The sequence below is a fragment of the Stenotrophomonas sp. CASM106 genome (assembly GCF_049384825.1).
GTDB lineage: Bacteria > Pseudomonadota > Gammaproteobacteria > Xanthomonadales > Xanthomonadaceae > Stenotrophomonas > Stenotrophomonas muris.
On sequence record NZ_JBMRFS010000015.1, the window covers coordinates 50,687 to 62,568 of the forward strand.

Here is an 11,882-nt window from a genome sequence, read left to right on the forward strand (position 1 = left end):
GCCCATGCTCGGCTGCTCCTTGTTCAATCGTCGGGATATTCGATTTGGATGGAGATTCATCCACGCATGGTGGATCCACTGTGGCTGCCGATTGGGTCCGGCGCAGATCCCTTACACTGGCCGCCTTCTCATCCCAGCCCACCCGATGAACCTTCCCCTGCACTTCGGCCTGCTCGGCACCCTGGAAGCCGGCGCCATCGCGCTGCTGGTCGGCCTGCTGGTGTACTTCCTGTGGTCGCGACTGTGCCGGCTGCTGCACTGGTCGATGGGCCATGCCATCGGCTGGGCCTGCGTCATCTCGGTGGTGGCCTCCGCTGGCATCGATGCGTGGAAGCTGTTCTACATGGGCATCGTGCGACTGGAGTCACCGCTGTACGCGCGCCTGTTCCTGGCCACCATCCACGATCCGAACGAGCTTGGCAGTCGCGTGGTGCTGGAAATCGCCGGCGCGCTCGCCGGTGTCGCCTTGGGATGGGTGTTGTTCAGTTCGCGGTCATCGGAAAAAACCGTCGACTGACGCAGGTTTTTCGTTGCCTGCCGGTTAAATGCAGAGGCGTTGAATGCGCATCTTATGAGCCGCTCACTCCTCGCTAACCAGCGCGCTAAAGCATGCGTGGATGCGAGTGGTTAATCGTGCGTGTGGAGGCCGGTCGCGGCCCAAAATCGATTCAGAAACGCGGTGGCAGGGTAGGTGCCGTGCGGAAACAACAGGCCGCGCAACACCACCCAATATGCAGGAGACACCCCTGATGACTATTCGCAACCGCAAGCCCCTGATCGCCCTGATCGTCGCCGCTGGCAGCGTGCTGGCCATTCCGGCGATGGCCCAGTCGGCCAAGCAGCAGGCCGCACATGCGCAGAATGAAGCGGCGCAGGCCCAGCAGGCGGCAGCACAGGCCGGGCAGGCGGCTGACCAGGCGACCGATGCGGCCGCAGCGGCCTCGGCGCAGGCCAACGGTGGTGGCCAGACCTGGGCCAGCATCGATACCGATGGCAACGGCACCATCAGCAAGACCGAGGCGCAGGTGAACGCCGGCCTGGCCCAGGTGTTCGACCAGGCCGATACCAACAAGGACGGCGAGCTGAGCGCCGACGAGTACAAGGCCTACGTGGCCGCGCAGCAGGCCGGTGCGGGTGCCGGCGCGGCGCAGGGCCGCTGATCCAGACCTGATTCGGGAAGACCGGTGCATGGGGACCCGGGCGGCTGCGGCCGCCCGGGTTTTTCTCGTCATCGCCACCCCTGTATCCTTGGCCGATGAACACGTCCACGCCTGCGCCGTCGCGCGCCATCGGCCTGGTCGGTTTTGACGGTGACGACACGCTGTGGAAGAGCGAGGACTACTACCGCAAGGCCGAGCAGGATTACCTTGACCTGCTGTCGCGCTATGTCGACGTGCACGACACCCAGACCGCGCGCCACCTGCTGGAAGTTCAGCAGCGCCACCTGGGCACCTTCGGCTACGGCGTGAAGAGCATGACCCTGTCGATGATCGAAGCGGCCATCGACATCACCGGCCAGCGCATCGAGGCCAAGGACATCCAGCGCATTCTGGATATCGGCCACGATACCCTGCGCCACCCGGTGGAACTGATCGACGGTGTGCGCGAAGCCGTGGCGGCCATCGCCGAGCACTACCCGGTAGTGCTGATCACCAAGGGCGATCTGTTCCACCAAGAGGCGAAGATCAAGGTCGCCAACCTGGCCGAGCTGTTCCCGCGCATCGAGATCGTTTCCGAGAAGGACCCGGAAACCTACGCCCGCGTGCTGGCCGAATTCGAACTGCCGATGCAGCGCTTCGTGATGGTCGGCAACTCGCTGCGCTCGGACATCGAGCCGGTGGTGACCCTGGGTGGCTGGGGCGTGCATACCCCGTACGCAGTGACCTGGGCCCATGAGACCCAGCACGGCGTGGCCGACGACGAACCGCGCATGGTCACCGCCGATACCGCCCACGACTGGCCGGCCGCACTGGCGGCGATCGAGGCCAAGGCCGCTGCGGCGGCCTGACAGGGCCCGGCAGCTGCGGCAGAATCGTGGCATGAACGTTCGACTGCGCGCGCTGTTGTTGTCCCTGCTGCTGGCGCCGGCCACCGTGCCGGCCCAGCAGACCGCCGAGCGTTCGGCTGCGTATGAGGTGGCAACCGGCGACAGCTGGGTTGATGCCCAGTTGCAGGACATCAACCATTACGCCGAACGCTACCCCGATGCCTTCCTCGATGAAGTGTCGCGCTACGCCGATGTCCCCCGCGGCTACATCAATGCGCTGTTCACCACCCATGGCTGGCAGGCCGGGGATATCTATTTCGCCTGCTTCTGGGCCAAGGCCAGCGGCCAGACCTGCCGCGACAGCGTGCGCGCCTTCAGCCAGGACCCGGAGGGCGGCTGGGAAGCGGTGGTGAAGCGCATGCCGGCCAAGCCGGACAACCTGCATTACCGCGCTGTGCGGCATGCCATCGTGGCCAGCTACCAGCACTGGGACCGGCCGATCACCCTGGATGCCACCCTGAAGCGCCAGTTGAAGCGGTAGTGCCGGCCGTTGGCCGGCAACTGCACCCTTACAGGCATCAGGAGGTTGCCGGCCAGCGGCCGGCACTACCCGGCCATGTTGCTCTGCGTATCGCCGCCGCCGCGCGCTCCGGCGACAATACGGGTCCGAGCTGTTCCCCGTTCCCGTAATCGAGTGACTGATGAGCGCCTCTTTCGTTTCGCCTGATGTGATCCGCCGCCTGTTCGCGCAGGCCATGTCCCGCATGTACCGCACCGAAGTGCCGCTGTACGGCACGCTGGTGGAACTGGTGGAGCGGATCAACGCGCAGGTGCTTGCCCAGGACCCGGCACTGGCCGCGCAGCTGCAGCGCAACGACGAGCGTGCGCGCCTGGACGAAGAGCGCCATGGCGCGATCCGCGTCGGCACCGCGCAGGAGCTGGCGACGCTGCGCCGCCTGTTCGCGGTGATGGGCATGTACCCGGTCGGCTACTACGACCTGTCGGTAGCCGGCGTGCCGGTGCACTCCACCGCGTTCCGCCCGCTGACCGGCGCCGCGCTGGCGCAGAATCCGTTCCGCGTGTTCACCTCGCTGCTGCGCCTGGAGCTGATCGAAGACGAAACCCTGCGTGCCGAGTCGGCGAAGATCCTGGCACGCCGCCGCATTTTCACCGACGGCGCACTGGCGCTGATCGACCAGGCCGAGCGTGACGGTGGCCTGTCGCAGGCCGACGCCGAGCGCTTCGTCGACGAAGCACTGGAAACCTTCCGCTGGCACGGCGATGCCACGGTCGATCTGCCGACCTACCACGCGCTGCACAATGCGCACCGCCTGGTGGCCGACGTGGTCAGTTTCCGTGGCCCGCACATCAACCACCTGACCCCGCGCACGCTGGACATCGACGCGGCGCAGGCGGCAATGATCGAGCACGGCATGGCGGCCAAGGCGGTGATCGAAGGGCCGCCGCGCCGCGCCTGCCCGATCCTGCTGCGCCAGACCAGCTTCAAGGCGCTGGAAGAGGCCGTGCATTTCCCGGATGCGGACGGTGGCGATGCCGGCACCCATACCGCGCGCTTCGGCGAGATCGAACAACGCGGCCTTGCGCTCACCCCGAAGGGCCGCGCGCTGTACGACCAGCTGCTGTCGCAGGCACGCGATGCCGGTGGCGAAGGCAGTACCGGTGGCGACTACGGGCAGCGCCTGCAGGCGGTGTTCGCCAGCTTCCCGGATGACCATGACACGCTGCGCCAGGAAGGATTGGGCTACTACCGCTACCAGCTGACCGACGCCGGCCGCGCCGCGCCGGAACGCGTGGCCGATCTGCCTGCCGAAGTGCTGGTGGCCGCCGGCCTGGCCACGGCCGATCCGATCGTCTACGAGGATTTCCTGCCGGTCAGTGCCGCGGGCATCTTCCAGTCGAACCTGGGCGGTGAAGAACAGCGCGCGTATGCCGCGCACGCCAACCGCGAGGCCTTCGAGCAGGCGCTGGGCGTGGCGGTGAATGACGAGTTCGAGATCTACGAGCGGCTGCAGGCTGAGTCGCTGGCGGCGCTGCGCACCGCGTGAAGGTAGAGCCGGGCGCTGGCCGGCTGTAGGGGAAGCCGGCCAGCGGCCGGCTCTACCCGATGTCCGGACCTGGGGTCAGCCCTTCATCGTGCCCGTATCCAGCCAGCGCTGGTGCCACGACAGTGCTTCGGGCAACAGGTGCGGGGTGTGCTTGCCGTAGCTTTCGCGGCTGGCACGGTCGAAGTAATCCTGCAGCTGCTGGCGGAAATCCGGGTGCGCGCAGTTGTCGATCAGCACCTGCGCGCGCTTGCGTGGGGTCAGGCCACGCAGGTCGGCCAGGCCCTGTTCGGTGACGATCACCGACACGTCGTGCTCGGTGTGGTCGACATGGCTGGCCATCGGCACGATCGCCGAGATGGTGCCGTTCTTGGCAGTGGACGGGCTCAGGAACGCCGACAGGAAACCGTTGCGGGCGAAGTCACCCGAACCGCCAATGCCGTTCATGATCCGCGTGCCCATCACGTGCGTCGAGTTGACGTTGCCGTAGATGTCCACCTCGATCATGCCGTTCATGCCGATGCAGCCCAGGCGGCGCACCAGTTCCGGATGGTTGGAGATCTCCTGCGTGCGCATGATGATGCGCTCGCGGTAGAAATCGATGTTCTCCTTGAACGTCTCGTTGGCCTGCGGGCTCAGCGCGAAGCCGGTACACGAGGCGTAGCTCAGCACGCCATCGCGCAGCAGGTCGAGCATGCCGTCCTGGATCACTTCGGTGAACGCGGCCAGGTCGCGGAAACCACTCTTGGCCAGGCCGGCCAGCACGGCGTTGGGGATGTTGCCCACGCCCGACTGCAGCGGCAGCAGGTTCGGCGGCAGGCGGCCCTTCTTCACCTCGTGCTTGAGGAACTCGATCAGGTGCGAGGCGATCTGTTCGCTGGTCGCATCGATCGGACTGAACGGGCTGTTGCGGTCCGGGCCGTTGGTGCGCACCACGGCCACGATCTTGTCCGGGTCGCAGCGCAGCGCGGTGTCGCCGATGCGGTCGTTGGCGTTCACCAGCGGAATCGGCTTGCGGTGCGGTGGCAGCGCGGTGCCGTAGTAGATGTCGTGCATGCCGTCGACGCCGGCCGGTTGCCATTCGTTGACCTCGACGATCACCTTCTTGGCCAGGTCCAGCCAGGTCTTGTTGTTGCCGACCGAGGTGGAGGGCACCAGCGAGCCATCTTCGCGGATGGCCGAGACTTCGATCACGGCGGTATCGATCTCGCCGTAGAAGCCGAACCACACGTGCTGGGCGACGTGGCTGAGGTGGATGTCGATGTAATCCAGCTTGCCCTCGTTGATGCGGTTGCGCGCATCCGGATCGCTCTGGAACGGCATGCGCATGGCGATGCCATCGGCCTTGGCCAGCGCGCCATCGAGTTCCGGCGCGGTGGAGGCGCCGGTCATCAGCTTGATCTGGAAGGGCTGGCCCTGGGCGTGCACCGCTTCGATGCGGCGGGCCAGTTCCACGGGAACGGCCTTGGGATACCCGGAGCCGGTAAAGCCGCTCATGGCCACGGTTTCACCGGGCTGGATCAGCGCGGCTGCGGCCTCGGCGGAGACCACGCGGTCACGAAGACGCGCGTTGGCGATGCGATCAACAGACATGACGACAGTGTTTCTGGGGGGAAACCCGATTATCGGCCATCCTCATCCGTACGGGGGGTTCTACCTTCGTGGAATGGCTTTTCCCCACCGGGGTCACCCATACCCACCGGTTTTGTTTTGCAGTGCAGCGTGCAAAGTGCTTTCGCAGCCCGCACGATGGCCCTGCATCCCGACGTGGGGGAGGGAGCAGAGCCCGCTGGCAGTTCGCTGCAAGCGGGCTTTTTTGTTGCCTGCCGCCCAGTATGAATGCGCGGCACCCCTTCGGGGTCGGATCCTTTTGCCAAGGGCAAAAAGGCTCTGACCCCAGCAGCGGCATCAACCGGCGGCACCTCGGGGTCAGAGCCCTTCGCCGTTGGCAAAGGGATCCGACCCCGCGAGAATCAGCGCATGACCCTCGCCACCGCTGACCTGCCCGCCACCCTGCAGCCCCTTGTCGACCGCGCCCTGGCGCGCCTGGCCCAGGTCCTGCCCGAGCCTGTTCCTGCCGAGCTGCTGCCGCTGCTGACCCGGCTGGCGGTGGCCAGCGACTTCGCGCTGGACACCCTGGTGCGGCAACCGGCGCTGCTGGCGCAGCTGGCCGCGCCCGGCTGCCCGCCGATCCCGGCGCCGGTGCTCGATCCGCTGCAACCCAGCGACTGGCCGGCACAGCTGCGGCGCTGGCGCACCGCGATGTCCACGCGGCTGATCTGGCGCGACCTGGCCGGGCTGGACGACGTGGCGCAGACCCTGGCCGGCGCCACCACCCTGGCCGAGGATTGCCTGCGGCTGGCGCTGGACGCCCTGCAGCAGGAATTCGCACAGCGGCACGGCGTGGTCCGCGATGGCGCAGGCGTTCCCCAACAGCTGGTGGTATTCGGCCTGGGCAAGCTCGGCGGTGGCGAGCTCAACTTCAGTTCCGATATCGACCTGGTCTATGCATACCCGCAGGGCGGCGAATCCGACGGTCCGCGCGCGCTGGCCGCCGAGGAGTATTTCGCCCGCCTCGGCCAGCGCCTGGCCAAGCTGCTGGACGAAACCACGGTCGATGGCTTCAGCCACCGCGTCGACCTGCGCCTGCGCCCGTTCGGCAGCGCCGGTCGCGTCGCGCTGTCGTTCGCGGCGATGGATCAGTACTTCCAGCGCGAAGGCCGCGACTGGGAGCGCTATGCGTGGCTGAAGGCGCGCGCGGTGGCCGGCGACATCGACGCCGGCGAAGCGTGGTTGCAGACCCTGCGCCCATTCGTATACCGCCGCTACCTGGATTTCACCGCGCTCGACGGCCTGCGTGAGATGAAGGCGGCGATCACCGCCGAAGTCGCGCGCCGCGAGCTGCACGAAGACATCAAGCGCGGCGCCGGTGGCATCCGCGAAATCGAGTTCCTGTGCCAGGCGCTGCAGCTGATCCGCGGTGGCCGCGAGCCCGCGCTGCGCGAGCGCCGCCTGCTGGTGGCACTGGACGCGCTGGTGGCCGCCGGACAGATTGCGCCCGACGATGGCGCTGCGCTGCGCGAGGCCTACCTGTTCCTGCGCCGGTTGGAGAACCGCCTGCAGATGCTGCGCGACGCGCAGACCCACGTGCTGCCCAGCGACGCGCTGGACCGCGCGCGCATTGCCATCGGCCTCGGCTACCCGGATTGGGAGGTACTGCGCGCGGCCCTGGCCGAACAGCAGCAGCGGGTCAGCACCGAATTCGCCGCGCTGCTGGCCCCGCGCAAGGGCCAGGCCGCGCCCGACGCGCTGGCCAACTACTGGCGCAGCCTGCCCGAGGGCAGCAACGCGCCACTGCTGGCGGAAGCCGGTTTCCTCGATGCCAATGGCGCCGACCAGTCGCTGCGCGATTTCGCCCAGGGCACCGGCGTGAAGTCCTTGTCCGACGCCGCGCGTGCACGGCTGGATCGCGTACTGCCGGCGCTGCTGCATGCGGCCACGCGTTCGCCGCAGCCTGATGCCGCGCTCAAGCGCGTGCTTGGCCTGCTGCAGGCGGTGCTGCGCCGGACCAGCTATCTCGCGCTGCTGGACGAACAACCGAGCGCGCTGGCGCGTCTGGTCGATGTGCTGGCGCGCAGCGCGCTGCTGGCCGAGCGGCTGGTCGCGTATCCGCTGCTGCTGGATGAACTGCTGGATGTGCGCGTGTCCGGGCCGATGCCCGATGCGGCCGGCATGCTGGCCGAATGCCAGCAGGTGCTGGCGGTGGAAGATCCCGAATCGGCACTGCGCTGGCTCAACGAGACGCGGCTGGCGCTCAGTTTCCGCATGGCGATGGCCACGCTGGACGGCCGCCAGGGCGCGGTGGACAGCACGCGGCAACTGGCCGAACTGGCGCAGGCGGTGGTGGTCACCGTGCTGGCGATGGCCGAGGCGGACATGCGCGCCGCGCACGGCGCGATTCCCGGTGGACGTTTCGCGATCATCGGCTACGGCAGCCTCGGCGGGCTTGAACTGGGCTTCGGTTCCGACCTGGACCTGGTATTCCTGCACGACAACCCGGCCGGCGTGGAGGCCAGCGACGGCCCGCGTCCGCTGGAGCCGGGGCGCTGGTATGCGCGGCTGGCGCAGAAGGTGATGGCGCTGCTCGGTGCGGTCACCGCCGCCGGCCGCCTGTACGACATCGATGTGCGCCTGCGCCCGGATGGTGGCAAGGGTTCGCTGGTGTCTTCGCTGGCCAGTTACACCGAATACCAGCGCGAACGTGCGTGGACCTGGGAACACCAGGCGCTGGTGCGCGCGCGTGGCGTGGCCGGCGATGCCAGCCTGCTGGCCGATTTCGAGCAGGTGCGTGCACAGACGCTGGGGCGTGAGCGCGACATGGGTGTGCTGTATGCCGACGTGCTGAAGATGCGTGGGCGCATGCGCACCGAACTGGACCGCAGCGACGCCGCACGGCTGGACCTGAAGCAAGGTGCTGGCGGCGTGGTGGACCTGGAATTCCTGCTGCAGACCGGTGTGCTTGCGCGCAGTGCGCGGCACGTGGCGTTGCTGCAGCCGCGCGATACGCCGTCGTTGATCGACGCGTTGGCTGGTGCTGGTTTCCTGCCGGATGCCACTGCGCAGACGCTGCATGGCGCGCACGCCACGCTGTTGGACGTGGGCCTGGCCTGCACGCTGGACCGCCGCCCGCGGCTGGCCCCGACCACGCCGGCGATTGAAGAGGCGTGTGCAGCGATTGCGGCGGCGTGCAGAGCGGCAGAGCTGCCGTTCGCCTGAGTGCCGGATGGCGGAGGACTACCGTTGGTAGATGCCAACCTTGGTTGGCATGAATGCAAAGCGCCAACCAAGGTTGGCGACTACCGGATCAATGGCCCTGCGATGACCCGCTCCTGGTAGGTGCCGACCGTTGGTCGGCACAATCTGTCGGCACCCACCGGATCAATGGCCCTTCGATGGCACGCCGTTGGTAGATGCCAACCTTGGTTGGCATGAATGCCAAGCGCCAACCAAGGTTGGCGACTACCGGATCAATGGCCCTGCGATGCCCGCTCCTGGTAGGTGCCGACCGTTGGTCGGCACAATCTGTCGGCAGCGATGAGTTCTGCAGGGCGTGCCGACCAACGGTCGGCACCCACCGGATCAATGGCGGTCAGCTGGCGGCGCGCAGCGGCGCCATCTTCCACAGCAGCGCGCGGAACGGGGCTAGCAGGCAAATACCGATCGCCAGCTTCACTGCCAGGTCGCCGGCGGCCCAGCTCACCCACGGCAAGGTAGAACCGGCAAACGCGATCGACCAGAAAAGGGTGGTATCCACCGTCGCGCTGCAGGTGGTGGCCACCATCGGTGCGCGCCACCAGCTGCCGCGGCGCAGGCGGTCGAACACGGTGATGTCCAGCAGCTGGGCCACGATGAACGCCGAGCACGAGGCAATGGCGATGCGCGGGGTGGCCACCCAGATCGACAGCAGCACCGCCACCGCGAAACCGATCCACGCCACGCGGCGCGCCGGGCCCGGGCCGAAGCGGCGGTTGATCAGGTTGCTGACCAGGAACGCGACCGGATAGCTGAAGGCGCCCCAGGTCAGCCAGTCGTTGATCGGGTACTGCACCAGCACGTTGGACAGCAGCACCACTGCACCCATGGCCAGTACCGCCAGCACCAGGGCGCGCGGGGTCAGCGGGGCAAACAGAGGGGCAGGACGCACGGACATGGCGAGCCAGGGGGACAGAGGGGATCGCCCATTATCCGCCCGGCCTGCGGCAAAGCCAAAACCGCTCGTTCAGCTTTACAGCGCTTCACTCATCACATCACCGGCGGCATAGGCCGTCGGCACATAGGCCAGGGTCTGGCCCTGCGCGCTCTTCACGTTCCAGCCGGCACCGGCCTCGGTGGGGTCGAAATGCACCCGTTGCCCGACCACGAAGGCTGCAGTCGGGTTCTCGCCCGGCGGCTGCACCGGCCAGCGCAGGGTGGCGGTGTGGTCGGCCTTGTCCGGTACCTGCAACTGCACCTGGCGTTCGCCCGTGGGCGTGGTCTCCACCTTCTTCACTTCCATTGGCGGCAGCGGCACCGCCTTGGTGCGGGTCGCCCTGGCATTGCGTTCGCTGGCCTTGAACGGCGCCTTGGACAGTTCGGACAGGCCCATCGAGGCCGCCATCGGCAGCGACAGCACCACGAATGAGGTCACGATCACGCTGGCCTCGCTGCTGTTCAACTGCGGCGCGGCGCCGGCATGGACGGTGGGCACCAGCAGCGCCGAGAGCAGCAATGCAGTGGTGGGAGCGCGCAGGCAACGGAACATGGAGACCTCCTGGTCAGCGTGGGGCGGCGGCTCAGCGCCGGGTGTCAAAGATGTCGCGCGGGCCGGTGGCCTCGGGCAGGTATTCCAACGGGCGGCCCTGGTTGTCCTTCAACTGCCAGCCCTGGTCCGCGCCGGTCGGTTCGAAGTTCACGGTCTGGCCCACGGTGAACTGCACGGCAGGATCGCCGATGCCGCGCGGGTACTGCATCGATGCGGTGTTCTGCGGGTCGTTGGCATCGCGCAGCAGCACTTCGCGGCGGCCGTCGACGGTGGTGGCAATCGCGCTCACCTCCATCTGCGGCAGCTTGATCTGCTGCGGGCGGGCCAGCGGCTGGCCGGCATCGGCGGCATCCTGGGCTTCCTTCGCCGCGGCGGCGCGGACCGAGGCCACCATCTGCGTGGACATTTCCAGGCTCGGTCCCTGCGGGCCCGGGCCATGGATGATCACGATGCGGCGTTCGGCATGGGCGGCCGATGACCAGGCCAGCGCGGTGACGATCAGCATCGATACCAGGGAGTTGTGCAGCAGACGCATGTCGTTCTCCTTGCGGGATTCAGGGCGAGGCGGCGGTGGCACCGGCCACCGGCACATGGGGGATCACCAGTTCCTGCTGCAGCTGGCTGCGCTGGTGCAGGAAGTCGAACACCGATTCCACCGTCACCACCGAATAGTTGCCGGAGATGCGTTCGCCGGCCGGATGGTCGGTGGTGGTGGCGTTGGCCACGAACAGGCGCGCACCCACGCGCTTGCCCAGGCCGATATGCAGCACGCTGGGCTGGTACTTCTGCTGGCGCAGCCACTGCTGTGCCTGTTCGCGCTTGACGATGGCCGGCGCGCCTTCGGCCTGCGCCATCGCCGCCGCCAGCACTTCCAGCACCCACTGGTTGGAGTTCTGGTAGTCGGTGGCGAACGGGTAGGCGACCACGTTGTACTTGGTTTCGTGCAGCGCCTTGGGCTGGATCGACGGCGGCACCAGCATCGCGCGCAGTGCGGCACGCAAGGGGGCCGACGGCACGCCCATGCGCAGGTCGGTATGGCCGCCGCTCTCGCCGACGAAGTTGCCGAGGCCCTCGTGGTACAGCTGCGAGCTGTCGGTCTTGCAGCGGTTGAGCAGGTGCATCGCGCGCCAGCGGCCGTCGTCCTCGCGCAGCAGGAAGGCCAGGTGGCTGTGGCGCAGGCCATAGCGGCTCAGGTCCTGGCCACCGCGCGCGGCCACCACCACGTCCACATCGGGCAGCGCGTCCAGGCGTTCGGCGGTGGTCCAGGCCACGTCCAGCATCGCCGCCTGCGATGCCACGCTGGGGTAGCGCTCGCGGCAGGCGGTGCTGTTGGCCCAGGCCGGTGCGGTCGCCAGCAGGCTGGCGATCAGCAGCGCGGCGCGGGGCAGGCGGGAAAAACGATCCATGTCGGTACCTTCAACGGCGGGCAGGCCCGCGCGCCGATCATACGCTGCTCAGCGCAGCGGGCGATCCACGCCCTTGCGCCGCGCAATCGGGTAGTGCCGGCCGCTGCGCTGAGCAGCGTATGATC

At 67.8% G+C, this 11,882-nt stretch carries 11 protein-coding genes; 6 read left to right on the forward strand and 5 right to left on the reverse strand.

The genetic code is table 11. From position 1 onward, the window contains the following. Positions 1-145 precede the first annotated feature (145 nt). The 5 genes from VG556_RS21435 to hglS all read left to right on the forward strand — a co-directional run bounded on the left by VG556_RS21435 (position 146) and on the right by hglS (position 4,053). Positions 146-517 (forward strand): hypothetical protein, encoded by a 372-nt coding sequence (locus VG556_RS21435; protein ID WP_049405516.1) that lies wholly within the window; start codon positions 146-148, stop codon positions 515-517. Between the two features lie 232 nt (positions 518-749). Further along, positions 750-1,160, forward strand: a complete 411-nt coding sequence (locus tag VG556_RS21440; RefSeq protein WP_014035758.1) for an EF-hand domain-containing protein — start codon at positions 750-752, stop codon at positions 1,158-1,160. Positions 1,161-1,255: 95 nt separating this feature from the next. Beyond that, a complete protein-coding gene (locus VG556_RS21445) occupies positions 1,256-2,008 on the forward strand; it encodes an HAD family hydrolase (RefSeq protein WP_014645722.1) in 753 nt (250 codons plus the stop codon). A 31-nt stretch (positions 2,009-2,039) separates the two neighbouring features. Continuing rightward, positions 2,040-2,528: a hypothetical protein gene (locus VG556_RS21450; RefSeq protein WP_100449273.1), complete on the forward strand. Its 489-nt coding sequence runs from the start codon at positions 2,040-2,042 to the stop codon at positions 2,526-2,528. A 160-nt stretch (positions 2,529-2,688) separates the two neighbouring features. Further along, on the forward strand, positions 2,689-4,053 hold the full coding sequence (hglS, locus tag VG556_RS21455; protein ID WP_014645724.1) for a 2-oxoadipate dioxygenase/decarboxylase HglS: 1,365 nt from the start codon (positions 2,689-2,691) through the stop codon (positions 4,051-4,053). A gap of 75 nt (positions 4,054-4,128) precedes the next feature. Here the strand turns inward: hglS and VG556_RS21460 are convergent, their stop codons facing one another. Continuing rightward, on the reverse strand, positions 4,129-5,643 hold the full coding sequence (locus VG556_RS21460; RefSeq protein WP_100449274.1) for an acetyl-CoA hydrolase/transferase family protein: 1,515 nt from the start codon (positions 5,641-5,643) through the stop codon (positions 4,129-4,131). Positions 5,644-6,030: 387 nt separating this feature from the next. Between VG556_RS21460 and glnE the strand changes: the two genes are divergently transcribed. Beyond that, entirely contained in the window at positions 6,031-8,826 is a 2,796-nt protein-coding gene (glnE, locus tag VG556_RS21465) for a bifunctional [glutamate--ammonia ligase]-adenylyl-L-tyrosine phosphorylase/[glutamate--ammonia-ligase] adenylyltransferase (protein ID WP_100449275.1), read from the forward strand. Positions 8,827-9,199: 373 nt separating this feature from the next. On the opposite strand, the gene VG556_RS21470 is transcribed toward glnE, so the two are convergent. The 4 genes from VG556_RS21470 to VG556_RS21485 form a co-directional block, all read right to left on the reverse strand. After that, complete coding sequence (locus tag VG556_RS21470) at positions 9,200-9,760, reverse strand: queuosine precursor transporter (RefSeq protein WP_100449276.1); 561 nt, start codon at positions 9,758-9,760, stop codon at positions 9,200-9,202. 75 nt (positions 9,761-9,835) lie between these two features. Then, positions 9,836-10,351 carry a hypothetical protein gene (locus VG556_RS21475; RefSeq protein WP_053496435.1) on the reverse strand — a complete coding sequence of 172 codons (516 nt, stop codon included), beginning with the start codon at positions 10,349-10,351 and terminating at the stop codon, positions 9,836-9,838. A gap of 31 nt (positions 10,352-10,382) precedes the next feature. Continuing rightward, positions 10,383-10,886 (reverse strand): hypothetical protein, encoded by a 504-nt coding sequence (locus tag VG556_RS21480; protein ID WP_181452929.1) that lies wholly within the window; start codon positions 10,884-10,886, stop codon positions 10,383-10,385. A 19-nt stretch (positions 10,887-10,905) separates the two neighbouring features. Beyond that, positions 10,906-11,757, reverse strand: a complete 852-nt coding sequence (locus VG556_RS21485) for a DUF2145 domain-containing protein (protein ID WP_100449278.1) — start codon at positions 11,755-11,757, stop codon at positions 10,906-10,908. Positions 11,758-11,882 lie beyond the last annotated feature (125 nt).

Bases quoted from the DNA above. Each gene is read 5' to 3' on its own strand.
- glnE (WP_100449275.1), top strand. From the start codon at position 6,031: ATGACCCTCGCCACCGCTGACCTGCCCGCCACCCTGCAGCCCCTTGTC.
- VG556_RS21485 (WP_100449278.1), bottom strand. From the start codon at position 11,757: ATGGATCGTTTTTCCCGCCTGCCCCGCGCCGCGCTGCTGATCGCCAGC.
- VG556_RS21440 (WP_014035758.1), top strand. From the start codon at position 750: ATGACTATTCGCAACCGCAAGCCCCTGATCGCCCTGATCGTCGCCGCT.
- VG556_RS21445 (WP_014645722.1), top strand. From the start codon at position 1,256: ATGAACACGTCCACGCCTGCGCCGTCGCGCGCCATCGGCCTGGTCGGT.
- VG556_RS21475 (WP_053496435.1), bottom strand. From the start codon at position 10,351: ATGTTCCGTTGCCTGCGCGCTCCCACCACTGCATTGCTGCTCTCGGCG.
- VG556_RS21450 (WP_100449273.1), top strand. From the start codon at position 2,040: ATGAACGTTCGACTGCGCGCGCTGTTGTTGTCCCTGCTGCTGGCGCCG.
- VG556_RS21470 (WP_100449276.1), bottom strand. From the start codon at position 9,760: ATGTCCGTGCGTCCTGCCCCTCTGTTTGCCCCGCTGACCCCGCGCGCC.
- VG556_RS21460 (WP_100449274.1), bottom strand. From the start codon at position 5,643: ATGTCTGTTGATCGCATCGCCAACGCGCGTCTTCGTGACCGCGTGGTC.
- VG556_RS21435 (WP_049405516.1), top strand. From the start codon at position 146: ATGAACCTTCCCCTGCACTTCGGCCTGCTCGGCACCCTGGAAGCCGGC.
- VG556_RS21480 (WP_181452929.1), bottom strand. From the start codon at position 10,886: ATGCGTCTGCTGCACAACTCCCTGGTATCGATGCTGATCGTCACCGCG.
- hglS (WP_014645724.1), top strand. From the start codon at position 2,689: ATGAGCGCCTCTTTCGTTTCGCCTGATGTGATCCGCCGCCTGTTCGCG.